Origin of the sequence: Paraburkholderia sp. BL25I1N1, from assembly GCF_003002025.1 — a bacterium.
Classification (GTDB): Bacteria; Pseudomonadota; Gammaproteobacteria; order Burkholderiales; family Burkholderiaceae; genus Paraburkholderia.
In genome coordinates this window covers 150,323-164,268 of sequence record NZ_PVZB01000012.1, presented here as the reverse complement: position 1 = coordinate 164,268, position 13,946 = coordinate 150,323, and the positions used below count along the sequence as shown (strand labels likewise).

The following is a 13,946-nucleotide window of genomic DNA, read 5'->3' as shown; positions in this document are numbered from 1 at the left end:
TCGACAGGAAACCAGTCATGACGTCTTTCACCACATCCGTCGCATCGCTAGCGGTATGCGCCGCGGTGCTCTGCCTCCCGGCGCTCACCGTCGCTCAACCACAGGACACGGCGGCCTCGACACCCGGGCAGATCAGGAAAGCGCAAAGGAAAGCCGCGCGCACGAAAAAGAATGCCGAGCTGAAGCAGCTCGAGCAACAGGGGTACCAGCCTGGCGAGGGACATCCGAACTATCCCGCTGACATACAAAGCGCTGAACGTAAGGCGAAGCACGCGGCCCCGCAAGCGGTGCCGGCGTCGGCACCTTGACCCCTGACCGGTAACGCTGCGCTTTCCGGCGGGCGAATTGCCGGTGGTACTGCCTCAACCCGGCCAACAACGGCCCGTTGTGAAGGGCCGCTTCGGAGTCGCCTGCACAGAACCCTGGAAGTCTCATCGGACACGAGCATGCGCCACTACAACGGACGTTGGACGAAGATCGAGGTGACGAATTTGCCTGGCAGGGAGCTTCCGACTGGTACTTCGAGGTCAGCCCGAAGAAGACCGTAGTGCGGCAGATGGAGGTGTACGACGCGGCAGTCGTTCTGCAGTACGACCTACAGCATCTTGAGGTGATGCGGAGTTGTCACAGATAAGCCGTGCGATGCCGCAGGGTTTTCAGTTGCCGTGATTGCGCGCAACGATTTCGAGAGAGCTTGGTCAACTCATGCTGCCGCGAATCGCCACCCGAGAGCCGCGCTTGGGGCTAACTGGCTTACGAGCTTCGACTTCCAGATCAAGGTGATCCCGCCTATCCGAAACGGGAAACGATTGATCGGGGGGTTGAGGGTCGCGCGAAGCGGCAACTATCAAAGCCTACTGCCCCGCGACGCCCCCCTAACGTCGGCGTCAACCTTCTGGCCCCGCGTTTCCACGCCGCGGCAAGAGCACCAGATCGGCCGCTTCGTCAGCATCTTTGAGGAGCGTCTTGCGCGGCGTGCCTAAGCGCGCACGCATGGTTAGCCCACGCGCTAAATCCGTGACTTGCGTTGCGCGCGCGACTACGGGAAAGTCAGATGGGATTTCTCCCGCGCTGATCCCGTCCCGGAAACGGCGCTCCACGAGCGCCGTGCCACCCGCAACGGCGCTCTGCAGAAACCGTTGAACCTCAGCGTCGTTCACAAGCGGCGCGACGCATATCACAAGGCAACCCCGGGCGGACCCTTTCTCAGTCGCACTCTCGACGGCGAACCTCAAAAAGCCCGCGATCGAGTCGCAAAGACTCTGTGGCGAGAGGAGCGCCTTCGCGGCTTTTGCGCCCTTCCGCTCTGCATACGCCTTAAGGACGCGCAGGAATATCGCCCGCTTGTCGCCGAAGACGGCATACAGGCTCGGCCGTCCCACGCCCATCCCTGCGACAAGGTCGTCGATCGTGACGCCATCATAGCCCTTCGACCAGAACACCTGAGTTGCCTTTTCCAGCGCGTCTATCTCATCGAAGCTGCGGGGCCGTCCACGCGGCGCGGGTGGATTATGAACCATTTAGTTTAAAACTCCTTGACACCTGTTCTTGCATCAATATATAACCGAATAGTTCTAAATTGGCAAGTTGGCCCCAGCCTCGCGGGACCAAACGACTCGACCTTAACCCTTTACCACGGAGACGCCCTTGGAACATTCGATCGCTCTCGTAACCGGCACCACCTCCGGGCTCGGTCATGCTGCAGCCCGCCTTCTTGCCGGAGAGGGCTGGCGTGAAATCATCATCACCGGACGCAGCCTGGCTCGAACCCGGGAAACGGCCGCACAGCTTGCGGCGGAGACCAAAAGACAGATCTTCACACCGCTGGAGCTGGATCTGAACACGCCCGCCAGTGTTCAGTCCGCCCTCGCCACGCTTGTCAAGCGAGGGCAGTCGATTGATTTCCTGCTGCTCAATGCCGGGATGGTCCCAGGTAAGCAGCGGGTAATCACTGCGGCGGGCGTTGAGGCTTCTCAGGCCCCGCTCATCGGCCATCATCAATTGACTGTCGGATTGCTCCGCGCCAACCTGCTGAGCCCCAACGCTCGGATTGTTATTGCCAGCGCGGAACCTGCCCGAGGGGGCGTACCCATGTTCAAGTACACCGACGTGGACGCACTCGCTGCCAAATACCACGGAGGCGACCTGACCGCTGCTATGGAAGCCCTGCTGCGCAACGGGCCGAACGTGAAGTATGTGCCCAACAATGCGTATGCCGACGCGAAGCTCATCGTTGCCTGGTGGGCTGCGGCGCTGGCGCGTCGGCTATCTTCCGGCATGGCCGTGTACGCTGTCTCGCCCGGTGCGGCGACCGCTACTAAGGTCTCGCGACAAGCTAGCCTGGCCGTGAAGTATCTGTTTATCCCAATCGCGAACCTCATTCCCGGCATGAATCAGACGCCGGAGACGGCCGCGGGCCGGTATATCCAGGCCTCGAAGTTCGGAACCGACGTCTCAGGGCAATTCTTCGCCTCGGCTGAAGGGAAGTTCTCAGGCCCAATTGAGGCGCAGCGCCACCCACACCTGCACGATGGCGCTTTTCAGGAAGCCGCGTGGCAGGCCATCGTCAACGTCGCTGGCGTCAACCTCCCTGTCGTCAACTTGTCTTAAGCGGATCACAAGAGCCACCGGGCTCTGCGCTCAAACGCGAAGGAAACCTTAATGTCACTATTGAAAAACAGGATTGCTGTCATCACGGGCGGCACCAGCGGTATTGGCCTCGCGACTGCCAGAAGGTTCGTTGAAGAGGGTGCCTGTGTCTTCATTGCAGGTCGCCGCCAGGCCGAAGTCGAAAAAGCCGTCGCGGAGATCGGCAGCTGGCGGCCGAGCGTTCGTCGAGGCGCGCGCTCCCCACATCAACCATACCGGCACAGCCATACCCACGGCACCTGCGAGTCGCACGTAGCCGAGGTGATGAATGTTGCCCGGATCGAGCAGGTCCGTCCTCCACCAATAATCACGGACAGAAAACCCTATCCACGCCAGCGTGAAGAGGGTGCTAGCCAGCCTGCGTTGGCCCGCGTAGCGACGCGCATAGTCCATCCGGAACGCACGCTCCAGAGTCGCCGGTCTAAACTTGCGTACCACGAAGCCTGACAATCTCATAAGGCTGCTTGATCAGGAGTGCGCCGTGGGAGGACAGTGCGCGATATCAGGAGCATTTATAGGACGCACCTTGGGTTAGCCAGGTCCCCACCGAACGTGGCTAACGAAGTAAGACGGCAAGTTCGAGCAAAAGCGACGCCGGTGGTCATGGAAGCACAATACCCTGGCGGTTTCAAGGGTGAAGCGCAACAGTGGGATTAATGTTTAGAGCTTTGAGGTTGACTTGCTGATGCGAGGGTCGCGGCGAAGACCTCGAATGGTGAATGGAAGTTGTGAGTTGCACGAGGCCGGCTATTCAGACTGTCGGCGATGGCGTCGAGTTCGTCCTGACTGTAGACCGAAAGGTCGGTGCCTTTAGGCAGATACTGTCGCAGCAGCCCGTTGGTGTTTTCGCAGGTGCCGCGTTGCCAGGGACTGTGCGGGTCGCAGAAGTACACGTTCACGCCGGTTGCGGCAGTGAGCTCTTTGTGGCGCGACATTTCTTTGCCCTGGTCATAAGTGAAGCTCTGCCGCAGTGGCGCGACTATCGAATTGAGTTTGGCGGAGAAGCCCGCCAGCGCCGAAGCTGCGGTGGCGTCTTCCATCTTGGCGAGCAGCACCAGGCGGCTGGTCCGTTCAACCAGAACGCCTACCGAGGACTGGTTGCCCGCGCCCTTGATGAAGTCGCCTTCCCAGTGTCCGGGCAGCAGGCGGTCCTCGATTTCGGGCGGCCGCACATGAATACTGACCATGTCGGGAATCTGTCCGCGTCGGTCTGTGCCGCGTGTACGCGGCATGCGCGTGCTGTGACCATGGCGCAGGCAGGCAATGAGCTGGTGGCGCAGTTCGCCGCGCGGCTGCGCGTAGATGGCCGTGTAGATGGTTTCGTGCGAAACCTGCTGGGTCGGGTCGGTCGGATAATTGGGTAGCCACGTCTCCTCTCGGAAACGCGGCCCCCGAGGAACTGTACGTGCGAGTTTCCCAGCATACAGCTCGAGCACAGCATTAAACGTCATACTGACGCCGGTCATACCAGCCTTCATACGACCTTCGCAAACGTCACGTCGTTGATTCGCCCCATTGGTGCGGCGAGAGGCGCTGAACCGTAGCCCCACCGGTCACTCACAAGCTGCCCCTCGTTGAATCTAAAACGCTGGTCTGCGACAACTGCACCACGCGGAAGTCTGCACCCTTTCAGGTCGGGGCAAAGCTCGAACCCCTATGCGACCCATTACAGGCCGCCGTTCGCTTTCTCCGCGTTCTCTTACCCGCTCGACCAACAGCTTCCCTTACGGGTTGCCTGCCGAACACCGCGATGGACTGCGACGCTGGCGGACAATCGGGCTTACTGTGTTCCGCATAAAGGACAAGAGCAGGTTAGGTTCCACCTTTTCGCCGACAGTCGTTAGTCCGTGTGTCCCGACGTATGAGAGGGACAGCCGACTGTATGCCTTTTGGCTCAAGCCTGACAGCGCCTTTGGCTTGTTACTCATCACGACGTTTATCAGCAGTTCGCATTCGCTAACCATACTGCCCAACCTTGCACCCCATCCGCCGCGGCGCTGGCAGACAACAACATTCTCTCGCGAGATTGCCGTCGCTCAATGAGCGGGTTACGTTGTCCCAGTGGCTTCACACCGGATGGTTACCAATCCCGCATGCACCGGTAGGTTACGGCTGACGGAACAGCCGGTTTCCTCTCTGGCCAACAACGCCAGACGAAACAATCCCTTACGCGACATCACATCGCACCATACGCTTGAGTGTGCCCGATATCTGCTGGGGTGACCATTTCCACTCGAGCAGGGTGAGAACGATACGCCAGCAGACGCTTTGCAGGCAAAGCTTTGTGGGGCGGCGCCCCGCGCTGCGGCGTGCGGCGCTGAGCGCTTCAGCCGGTCCCGATGCGTAGCCTGCGGGAGAGCTGTTTCGCGTCAGTTCACGGCTAACGGTGGCCGGCGAGCGCCCGAGTATCCGGGCCAGGGCCCGGATACTCGAACCCTGCAGATGCAGGCTGGCAATGGTCAGGCGCTCTTCAGGTTGAAGTTGCTGGTACTGGGTTCTTTCGTGCATCGCAACACCTTATACGAAACGGTGTTGCACTTCAGATTTGAGGCCGCCCCTCGTGCGTAGGCACAGTGCGATAAAAACAGAATAACAGGTCGCCATCACCACCATCAGCCACAAATGTATCAGCGACGTGATGTCGCTCTTCCCAACACCGGAATAATCTCAGAAAATTCTTGGAAGCGTTCGTGTTCTTCAAGTATCCCAATGCAGTTTCTGGAAATAATGACAAACGCGTTGTGCGATTTTTTGGAGACGGGACCAACACCAATAGTCTGGTCAAGCGACTAACGAACGAGTTTTCACACCTGGAAGAATTTGTGGACCGCAGTTCCCAGCCCATGGACTACTCGGAGGTTGCGACGCTTGCGAAGTTTGTCATGAAAAAAATGCGCGACAACGATAAAGATCAGTTCGAACATTTTCTCCTGAGCATCGAACAACCAGATCCCTTCATCTAGCTCGCACACTGCTGCATAATATCGAATTTCTAAGATGTCAAGCGAGATAGACCTAATCGAAATTGAGCACATCCTAGTGACGGTCGAACGGGGGCTGCGCCAGCAGTTCCCGTTCGATTTCCATGAGCGGTGCGCTTACGCGTCTTATGCCATTCGTGCGTTGCTGAAAGACGCCGGGACGCAGAGCGAGCTTGTCGGCGGAGACTTCCTGGCTTTCGTTGTCTCGACCGACAATCGACGCGCTGGAGTTCAAGGTTTCGCGTTCGGAGAGCAACAGTGCTCACATTTCTGGGTAGAAACCGACGACCGGATAGTTGATCTCGGACCCTTCTTCCTCCCGCGTGAGTCAAGTTATCCCGCGGTATCTATGCCGGCAGTCGCGTGGAAAATGTCCTACGCTCTCCCGCATGACACGAGACGGAGAATGTCCAGCTACCACGGTCGGATGGAGTGAGATGCCGCTTAGACAAATCGATGTTTCGTCCGTCCCTCACTACCTGGATGCCTGGAGAACTATCAAGCCGGGAAAGGATTCCGTTCTTCGAACCCTTCTTGGTGCCAGTAAGGGTATGCGCGTCGAACCGCGCTGGCGGCATCTAGTTGTTTAACCTGCTCTTTCGTGAGATTCCATCCAACCGCACCTAGATTGTGACGGAGCTGTTCCTCCGTGCGTGCACCAACCAATACAGTCGCAACAGTCGGCCGCTGCAGAAGCCAATTGAGCGCGACTTGGGGAATACTTTTTTCGGTTTCAATTGCAACAGCCTGCAATGCTTCCAGAACCCGATAGAGATACTCGTCAGGCACTGGAGGACCCTGTTCAGATGTTTTATGGAGACGGCTGGTCTCCGGCAGTGGCTGGCCGCGCTTCAGTTTCCCAGTCAGACGCCCCCAACCCAAGGGGCTCCACACCACAGCGCCGATTCCCTGGTCAGCGGCCAATGGCATTAACTCGCTCTCATAGTCCCGGCCGATGAGTGAGTAGTAGGCTTGGTGCGCAACATATCGCGAGTAGCCGTAACGGTCTGCTATGGCCTGTGATTTCATCAGCTGCCAGCCGGAGAAATTCGACGCTCCCACGTATCGGATCTTGCCGGCCCGAACCAAGTCGTCAAGCGTAGACATTACCTCAGCTACTGGAGTCCGTGCATCAAACCCATGCAGTTGAAACAGATCAATGTAGTCCGTCTGCAACCGTTTCAACGCGGAGTCCACTGCCCGAATCAGATGATAGCGCGAGGAGCCGATACTATTTGGCGATTCGTCAAAGCGAAAGGTCGCCTTAGTCGACAAGATGACTTGGTCTCGCCGACCTTTAACGGCCTCCCCCAGAACTGCCTCTGACGCACCACTTGAATAAACATCCGCAGTGTCGAACATCGTGACTCCAGCGTCGAGACAGATGTCAACCAGCCTACGTGCCCCCGCGATGTCCGTCGCGCCCCATGCTCCAAAGAATTCGCCTTTCCCGCCAAAAGTCGCAGTTCCGAAGCTAAGCACTGGAACCTTGAATCCGGATGCACCTAGATGCCTGTATTCCATATCACCTCATCATTCGTCAAAGGAAAAGCAGAGAGGACCAGAACAGAACTGTCCAGTCAGCGGGATCCATTGTAGCTTCAAATAACGAAGCGTGCTCAGGCGCGCTATGGATTGACGCGATCAAGTTTTCTTGTTCCCGCTACCACCGAAGTTGTCAGCATAAAAAACTCTTCATAAAAAGTGAATAACGGTGTTTCCCAATCCGAAACCTCCCTACTCGGTTGATGCGATCGATGTAGTTGGAGGCCGACGACCGATGGTCAAAAAATTGCAGCAGTCACTACGAAACCCTGTAACTTCATTTTTTGAAGTATTGTGGTATAAGCCTATACAGTGTCTGAGATTGTTCTCCATATCTCGCCAGCCTTGGGGTAGCGAACGAGAATTTGGTAGCCAATGCTTGAAGCCAGAACATGCCTGCAACAATCGACATATTTGGCGCGGACCTCAGCCCAACCTGCTCGCCACTCAGTAGGACCTGAGATCGGCAGACGCACAATCGTTTAGAGAACTTACCGCCTCCATATTTTTCCCAATAAATGAAAACATCTCTCTACAAAATACTCGCTTTAATTTTCTGCGGCGCCAGCATTTTAGGGGGAGTCGCAGGCTGCGGGAGCTCTCGTGCGAGCACAAGCGCAACGGTCGTTTTGGTACATGGTGCATGGGCCGATGGATCCAGCTGGGCGTCGGTAACGCCGTTTCTTCAAAAGCAGGGCCTGAAAGTTGTGGCCGTTCAGTTACCACGCACATCCCTAAGCGATGATGCGGCTGTAGTGAGCCGAGCTGTCAACGCTCAATCTGGCGCAGTGATTCTCGTGGGCCACTCATATGGTGGCGCAGTAATTACTGAGGCAGGGAACTCGCCAAAGGTCGCAGCACTGGTTTATGTATCGGCATTTTCGCCGGGAGAGGGGCAGTCCATCAACGATCTGACCAGCCCATTCCCGAAACCCGCATGGGAGAGTGGGTTGATCGTCGACGAAGCAGGTTATCTCACGCTGTCGAATGACACCTTCCTCAACAGCTTTGGCCCCGACGTTCCTCGAGACACCGCGACGGTACTCGCAAGCGCTCAAGGACCTCTGCTGGCACGCTGCCTCGATGATAAGGTCACAACAGCCGCGTGGAAAACCAAGCCTTCGTGGTGGGTCTACGGTGACCAAGACCAGATTATTCCGCCCGCCTTGCAGCAAGCAGAGGCAAAACAGCTTGGAGCGAGAATCACCAGCATTCCTGGAGCGAGCCATTTAGCTCTCGTTACCCACGCGGACGCCGTAGCTCAAACAATCCTTCGCCGCCACGTCGACTGGCAATCTTTAGAAACGCCTACCGTGGGCGCCATTCTCGATGTGCTCGGCCGAGCCAGAGGGTAACCCGATTATACGTGTCCTTCCTCAGCGCGATGAGATCTATGGCACCCGGTGATCCGGTCCTCGTGTGTCATGGGTTGCACGACAAGATTCAATACCTTTCAATGCTATGTAAATTTATGGCTTTACATAGTGAAGCCATAAATCATGACGACAGGACCAGCAGCGTCGACTACCTCCTCAAGCACTGCTGCGCTGTATATCAAGGTCACGTCCACATAGCGAACTGCCAGATTCAAAGATCTGTAGACCGAATTTTTTCTAAAGTCTACCTCAGGGTGTGTCGTAATCAAGTTGGTCCGTCGGGCGACGATCTGAACCGATCCGGCAGTCGCCGTTCTCTCCGTCTACTCATAGACATCAAGGCTGGCGATCGCAAGGCAACGTTTAGTCTTCGGGCGAGAATTTTCGTGGTTACTTGGGACGGACGTGACAATGAAGACCAGGAAACTCTACGACTTCCAACAGAAAAGGAGCACGACATGACCATTTCGTCTATCAATAGTTTGGTATCCGCATACCAAGCCTATTCAAATTCCACAGCGCGAAAGGCGCCCAGCGCGGCGGATTCACCCAGTGCCACTTCGTTGGCTGACAAGAGTTATCAGGTGTCGGTGGCAGTCACGCTACCTGACGGCACGACGCAGAATCAATCCATGACGGAAACACCGATGGCTGTCGCGTGGGCGCCCCAGATGTTTGTTCAGGGAGATACAGACGGAGATGATTCACTTTCGAAAACAGAGTTCGAATCCTTGCTCAAGCGGGCCGGCGAGACGGTTGCCAATGCGGACAAGCTCTTCGCGAGCTTCGATCAATCAGGCGACGGTAGCGTGTCCCTCACCGAATTTGTCGACGGTGTCAACAGCAGCGTTAACAGCGGAAGCGACGTCTTCAACAAACTGATGAACTCCTATGTGACTGGCGCGGACGGCCAAACGGATGAGAGCGCAATGGATAGCTTTCTGAGCGCAGGCGCGGCCGAAGCAAATGCATATTGGCGCAATAGTCGATGAGCCGAACGAGTTCGGCGGAAGGGCTCTGTTGACTCGCTAATGATTCTACCGCTGACGCCAACGCCGAATTGACGCCGGTCGCGAACAACGGCTATTCGATCTCCCGAAGTGGCTGCACGCGGGGCCTAAAATGGGTCACGGGCGACGTGGTTAATCGCCTTGACCCCTTTCCAGTAACGAATGCATTTCTCCACGCGCAGCATTCTCGCGAGATGAAGCGGGAACTTGCAAAGCAATCGAGAACTACGGATTCGCTCCTATCAGGTCGAGCGATTCCCCAACTATTGCGCCGCCAGCCCCACCGCCGTCTTCCTGAACTCGACAAAGCCCGGCAACGCTTCGATGCGGCACAGCCAAGCGTTGACGTTAGCATAGCCGGAGAGGTCGACGTTGCCTTCCGGCGCACGCGCGATGTAACTATACAAAGCGATATCTGCGATCGTCGGACTGGATTGCACAATAAATTCGTGACCCGCCAATTGTGCGTCGATCAACTTCAGAATGCCGTGCGCGCGGCCAATCACTTCCTCTGCCTGGCGGGTCGCACCGAAAACCGTAATCTGTCGGGCGGCAGCCAGTCCGTAGGCTACCTCCCCGGCGGCGACAGAGAGCCAGCGCTGTATCCTTGCCTCACCGAGCGGCGAATTCGGCAACCAGTCGGTTTTACCCAACTTCCGAGCGAGGTAAACCAAGATTGCGCTCGAGTCGGCGACCGTGACATCGCCGTCGACCAAGACCGGCACTTGTCCGAAACGATTGAGCCTCAGAAAATCAGGCGACTTATGGGCGCCCTTGCCGAGATCGACCTCGACAAGCTCGTACTCAACACCAAGCAAGGACAAAAACAGACGCACTCGGTGAGAGTGACCAGACTGCGGATGGTAGTACAGTTTCATCGCGGAGCTCATTCGATAAGGGTGTGGCGAAGATGTTCAAAGGCATCGGCTCTTCGTGTCGGCGCGTCGGGTATTTTGCATAAACACCCAACTCCAAACATCACGCCGAACCCAGCACGTAGTCAAAGCCTGATTGCAATTTCGATCAACGCAGCTTCATCTCATGAAGTCTGCCTGTCGTGGCGTGGATAGGCAACGTCGTCATTCAAGCGAATCGGCTTGGTGCGATCACGATAGTCCGAGCGTGCCAAGAGGACTGCACTGCAATGACAAATGCGCCCGACCGGAAACGCAGTTCGTCACACCCCTTCGACAAGAACCGCACGATAGCGCGCCCCCTTGAATCGGTGTTGCGCGACCTCCTGATAGGCGGGACTATCGTACCAAGCACGCGCAGCCGCCGTGGACGGAAACTCGACGATCACAACGCCCTCTGGAGCATCGCCCTCAAGCACCTGCTGAGAGCCATAGCCAGCAAGAATTTTGACCGGATGACCTTTGAAGGTCACGCCGACCTCGCTGTGGTAGACATCGAGTTCACCCTGATCCTGCGTGCTTTCCCGAGTAAAAACAATATAGGTCGACATGATGCTTGCTCCGATATAGGTGTGAAGGTGTGGACGATGATGCCACGATTGGCTGTTCATATCAGCATTAACAGGAATGCTACACAGGTTGAACGAAACATGCATGTCCCCGAAGAAGTCGCTAACCAAAATCGGCGTAAGCACGACGGGTCAAGTTTGTCGCTTCGTATTTTGAAGTTACGTGATAGACTTGCCTCGAATGTGTGCAGAACATCACGCATATTGCGCCAGATTTTCCGCCACATGGCTATCGCGCAGATCTACGACGTCGGTCCAGGAGGAAGCAAATGATAACCATTGCCATCGTGTATTCAAGCGGCCACGGACATACGCGAACGGTTGCTGAGCACATACAGGTGGGGGCAAATGGTTTCCCCGATACTCGGGCCGACCTCATCGAAATCAAGTCGAACCAGATAGCCCTGGACGGCAGATGGAAGGACGACGACATCATGCGCACACTCTCTGCCGCGGATGCGATCGTTTTTGGCGCGCCCACCTTTATGGGCTCTGCTCACGGCCTGTTCAAGCTCTTTCTTGAAACCGGATTTACGCCGTGGCTCACTCAGGACTGGAAAGACAAGATTGCGGCAGGCTTCACGAATTCTGCGTCGCGCTCCGGCGACAAGCTCATTGCCATAGAGCAAATGGCAGTATTTGCAGCACAGATGAGCATGGTGTGGGTCGGAGTTGGGGACCAACCTGGCGGCAACTTCTCTGACAGCCGCTCCACCGATGTCAACGTCAACGGCTCCTGGCTTGGCCTGATGACTCAAAGTGTGGCGGATGGGAACGCTGAGACGGCACCCCATCCGGGCGATCGCCTCACAGCCGAACGTTTCGGCCGGCGAATAGCAAGAACAACCTCCCGCTGGATGCTTGGCGCCGATACATTCCCACCGCAGCCGATCAGCGAGAGTGAGGCACACAGGCGCAATGTTGCGGGCCCGCAAGAGTGGCACAAGTTCGAAGACTAAGCCTGGACAGCTACGCGGCAAGGTCGCCGCCGTCCGGTCAAGGGACATCCTGCCTGGTTGCGACAGTCGCGTGTATGGTACTCAAACGCACTAGGCGCGAGTCGGATTCAGTTGCCCGGCAGCCAGCCTGAATCGAATTGGACGCGAGATGTTTGCGTCGCACATCGGCAGGTGTTGACGTCCGCCGATGTGCTCTTTTCAGGTAGTTTCTCGCCGTCTTTCTGCCGCACTCAGTTACTCGCCTGGCTTGCGGATCGCAGCTAAAAACGTGTCAACGGTCAGCACTTCGTGACCAAACGTCGGGTAGGAAATTTCAAGCGCTGCCTTGTGGGCCTCCGCCGTAAATTCCGCGACTGCGTCTGTCAGAAAGGTCAGATGGTAGCCGGCCTCCGTCGCATGACGACCGGTTCCCTCCACGCATGTCTGCGATGTCAATCCCGCGAGGATGACCTTCTCGATTCCACGCGCCTTGAGCTGTGCGTCAAGGTCAGTCCCCATGAACGCGTTGAACGTCCTATGACGACCCGTGACGATGTCGCCGGCCTGCGGACGAAATGGTTCATAGAAATCGGCGCCGTACTCCCCCATCCAGAACATGTGATGCTCCATTGCGCGCTGCATGCGCACGGGAACATACTTCACATCATCGAAGCTATGCTCATGAAGCCCATGCGGTGCATAGGCGATCTGCAGACCCGCAGCTCGTGCGCCGGCGATTAGGCGAGTCAGATTTTCAATTAGATTGACCTCCTTCATCTGGTCCCGAATTCCTGGGTTAATTTTTCCGTCGGCTGCGAGGAAATCGTTGAGTACGTCAACAAGAATCAGCGCCGAAACATCTGTGCCGTAGGTCGTGGTTGTCATAGGTGTTTCCAAAGGTAGAAAAAGCGGCGACGTTCGAAAATTTCGATCGTGGCACCTCCGCGGGGCAGTGCAACAATGTGTGCCACCAACCCGACAAGAGACATGCGCCCCGAAAGCCCGTCGAACTTCGCATGACGAAAAATCAGTTCCTGAATCGTATCGACATCAGTATACGCTTTAAAAATTGAAGTCTATCATTGCAGGCCGACTTTGACTGTTATCGTTCGCGGTGATCCCGTCAAAACAGCCCCCTACAAACCCCTGGAGAACTAGATGGGAAAACTCGAAGGCAAGATTGCTGTCGTAACTGGCGGTAGTAGTGGAATCGGTCTGGCCACAGCGCTGCGATTCGTCGACGAAGGCGCGTATGTCTTTATCACGGGGCGTCGCAAGGACGAGCTCGATAAGGCTGTGGCGCAAATCGGAGAGAACGGTTGCGCCGTGCAAGGCGATGTGTCCAAGCTTGATGACCTCGATCGTTTGTATGCGATCATTGGGCAGAGCAAGGGAAGAATCGACATCTTGGTCGCGAATTCTGGAATTATGGAACCGACCACACTTCAAGACACGAGCCCGGAGCATTTCGACAGAACATTTGATATCAACGCAAAGGGGCTCTTATTTACCGTACAAAAAGCCTTACCCTTGATGACAAACGGAGGATCGATTGTTCTCGTCGCGTCGGTCACATCCATCAAAGGGGTACCAGGTTACGGTACCTATAGTGCGACCAAAGCGGCGGTTCGTTCGTATGCACGCACCTGGACCCGGGAACTGAAGGATCTGGGTATTCGCGTCAATACACTAAGTCCAGGGCCAATCGATACCCCTCTAGTCAAGGCTCGGACAAAGACCGAGGAGGCCGCCGATCAACTTAGAGCCAGTTTTTCAGCAGCTATACCTTTGGGCAGAATGGGCACTGCAGAAGAAGTTGCATCGGCTGCGCTGTTTCTCGCGTCGGATGAAAGCAGCTTCGTCGCGGGCATTGACCTGCCCGTGGATGGAGGAATGTCACAAGTCTAGCGCCTTTGGTTGGCGCGCCTTGTGTTTTCGGCGTTTCGTCTGACTTGCCTGAGCAG

The 13,946-nt window shown here is 56.5% G+C and carries 11 protein-coding genes and 3 pseudogenes; 7 read left to right on the top strand and 7 right to left on the bottom strand.

Features of this window, described 5'->3' with window-relative positions; translation table 11 throughout:
* Window positions 1–887 precede the first annotated feature (887 nt).
* Window positions 888–1,520 carry a TetR/AcrR family transcriptional regulator gene (locus B0G73_RS19385; RefSeq protein WP_106282921.1) on the bottom strand — a complete coding sequence of 211 codons (633 nt, stop codon included), beginning with the start codon at window positions 1,518–1,520 and terminating at the stop codon, window positions 888–890.
* 127 nt (window positions 1,521–1,647) lie between these two features.
* On the opposite strand from B0G73_RS19385, the gene B0G73_RS19380 reads away from it, so the two are divergent.
* Window positions 1,648–2,610, top strand: coding sequence for an SDR family NAD(P)-dependent oxidoreductase (locus B0G73_RS19380; RefSeq protein ID WP_106282920.1), 963 nt, complete (start codon window positions 1,648–1,650; stop codon window positions 2,608–2,610).
* Between the two features lie 51 nt (window positions 2,611–2,661).
* Window positions 2,662–2,814: pseudogene (locus B0G73_RS41270) on the top strand (SDR family NAD(P)-dependent oxidoreductase); the annotation flags it as partial.
* A gap of 488 nt (window positions 2,815–3,302) precedes the next feature.
* Here the strand turns inward: B0G73_RS41270 and B0G73_RS19370 are convergent.
* Window positions 3,303–4,007: pseudogene (locus B0G73_RS19370) on the bottom strand (IS30 family transposase); the annotation flags it as partial.
* 808 nt (window positions 4,008–4,815) lie between these two features.
* Window positions 4,816–5,157, bottom strand: a complete 342-nt coding sequence (locus B0G73_RS19360) for a helix-turn-helix domain-containing protein (RefSeq protein WP_258193369.1) — start codon at window positions 5,155–5,157, stop codon at window positions 4,816–4,818.
* A 161-nt stretch (window positions 5,158–5,318) separates the two neighbouring features.
* Between B0G73_RS19360 and B0G73_RS40075 the strand changes: the two are divergent.
* Window positions 5,319–5,612, top strand: a pseudogene (locus B0G73_RS40075) (hypothetical protein); the annotation flags it as partial.
* A 516-nt stretch (window positions 5,613–6,128) separates the two neighbouring features.
* Here the strand turns inward: B0G73_RS40075 and B0G73_RS19350 are convergent.
* A complete protein-coding gene (locus tag B0G73_RS19350) occupies window positions 6,129–7,154 on the bottom strand; it encodes an aldo/keto reductase (protein ID WP_106282916.1) in 1,026 nt (341 codons plus the stop codon).
* A gap of 539 nt (window positions 7,155–7,693) precedes the next feature.
* Between B0G73_RS19350 and B0G73_RS19345 the strand changes: the two genes are divergently transcribed.
* Together B0G73_RS19345 and B0G73_RS40550 are read left to right on the top strand one after the other, a co-directional pair.
* Window positions 7,694–8,530, top strand: a complete 837-nt coding sequence (locus tag B0G73_RS19345) for an alpha/beta fold hydrolase (protein ID WP_106282915.1) — start codon at window positions 7,694–7,696, stop codon at window positions 8,528–8,530.
* A 479-nt stretch (window positions 8,531–9,009) separates the two neighbouring features.
* Window positions 9,010–9,543, top strand: coding sequence for an EF-hand domain-containing protein (locus B0G73_RS40550; protein ID WP_181196590.1), 534 nt, complete (start codon window positions 9,010–9,012; stop codon window positions 9,541–9,543).
* Window positions 9,544–9,824: 281 nt separating this feature from the next.
* Here B0G73_RS40550 and B0G73_RS19335 read toward each other — a convergent pair whose 3' ends face one another.
* Together B0G73_RS19335 and B0G73_RS19330 are read right to left on the bottom strand one after the other, a co-directional pair.
* The gene (locus B0G73_RS19335; RefSeq protein ID WP_106282913.1) at window positions 9,825–10,439 is read right to left on the bottom strand and encodes a glutathione S-transferase family protein; all 615 of its coding nucleotides are present in this window, start codon (window positions 10,437–10,439) and stop codon (window positions 9,825–9,827) included.
* 299 nt (window positions 10,440–10,738) lie between these two features.
* The gene (locus B0G73_RS19330; RefSeq protein WP_106282912.1) at window positions 10,739–11,026 is read right to left on the bottom strand and encodes a DUF1330 domain-containing protein; all 288 of its coding nucleotides are present in this window, start codon (window positions 11,024–11,026) and stop codon (window positions 10,739–10,741) included.
* A 287-nt stretch (window positions 11,027–11,313) separates the two neighbouring features.
* Here B0G73_RS19330 and B0G73_RS19325 point away from each other — a divergent pair, with 287 nt between their 5' ends.
* A complete protein-coding gene (locus B0G73_RS19325) occupies window positions 11,314–12,003 on the top strand; it encodes a flavodoxin family protein (RefSeq protein WP_106282911.1) in 690 nt (229 codons plus the stop codon).
* A gap of 234 nt (window positions 12,004–12,237) precedes the next feature.
* On the opposite strand, the gene B0G73_RS19320 is transcribed toward B0G73_RS19325, so the two are convergent.
* Window positions 12,238–12,867, bottom strand: coding sequence for an isochorismatase family cysteine hydrolase (locus B0G73_RS19320; RefSeq protein ID WP_106282910.1), 630 nt, complete (start codon window positions 12,865–12,867; stop codon window positions 12,238–12,240).
* A gap of 273 nt (window positions 12,868–13,140) precedes the next feature.
* Between B0G73_RS19320 and B0G73_RS19315 the strand changes: the two genes are divergently transcribed.
* Complete coding sequence (locus B0G73_RS19315) at window positions 13,141–13,890, top strand: SDR family NAD(P)-dependent oxidoreductase (RefSeq protein WP_106282909.1); 750 nt, start codon at window positions 13,141–13,143, stop codon at window positions 13,888–13,890.
* The last annotated feature ends 56 nt before the right edge of the window (window positions 13,891–13,946 follow it).

Excerpts from the sequence above, each read along its gene's own strand:
- B0G73_RS19315 (WP_106282909.1), top strand. The coding sequence starts at position 13,141 with ATGGGAAAACTCGAAGGCAAGATTGCTGTCGTAACTGGCGGTAGTAGT.
- B0G73_RS19385 (WP_106282921.1), bottom strand. The coding sequence starts at position 1,520 with ATGGTTCATAATCCACCCGCGCCGCGTGGACGGCCCCGCAGCTTCGAT.
- B0G73_RS19350 (WP_106282916.1), bottom strand. The coding sequence starts at position 7,154 with ATGGAATACAGGCATCTAGGTGCATCCGGATTCAAGGTTCCAGTGCTT.
- B0G73_RS19330 (WP_106282912.1), bottom strand. The coding sequence starts at position 11,026 with ATGTCGACCTATATTGTTTTTACTCGGGAAAGCACGCAGGATCAGGGT.
- B0G73_RS19345 (WP_106282915.1), top strand. The coding sequence starts at position 7,694 with ATGAAAACATCTCTCTACAAAATACTCGCTTTAATTTTCTGCGGCGCC.
- B0G73_RS19335 (WP_106282913.1), bottom strand. The coding sequence starts at position 10,439 with ATGAAACTGTACTACCATCCGCAGTCTGGTCACTCTCACCGAGTGCGT.
- B0G73_RS40550 (WP_181196590.1), top strand. The coding sequence starts at position 9,010 with ATGACCATTTCGTCTATCAATAGTTTGGTATCCGCATACCAAGCCTAT.
- B0G73_RS19320 (WP_106282910.1), bottom strand. The coding sequence starts at position 12,867 with ATGACAACCACGACCTACGGCACAGATGTTTCGGCGCTGATTCTTGTT.
- B0G73_RS19360 (WP_258193369.1), bottom strand. The coding sequence starts at position 5,157 with ATGCACGAAAGAACCCAGTACCAGCAACTTCAACCTGAAGAGCGCCTG.
- B0G73_RS19325 (WP_106282911.1), top strand. The coding sequence starts at position 11,314 with ATGATAACCATTGCCATCGTGTATTCAAGCGGCCACGGACATACGCGA.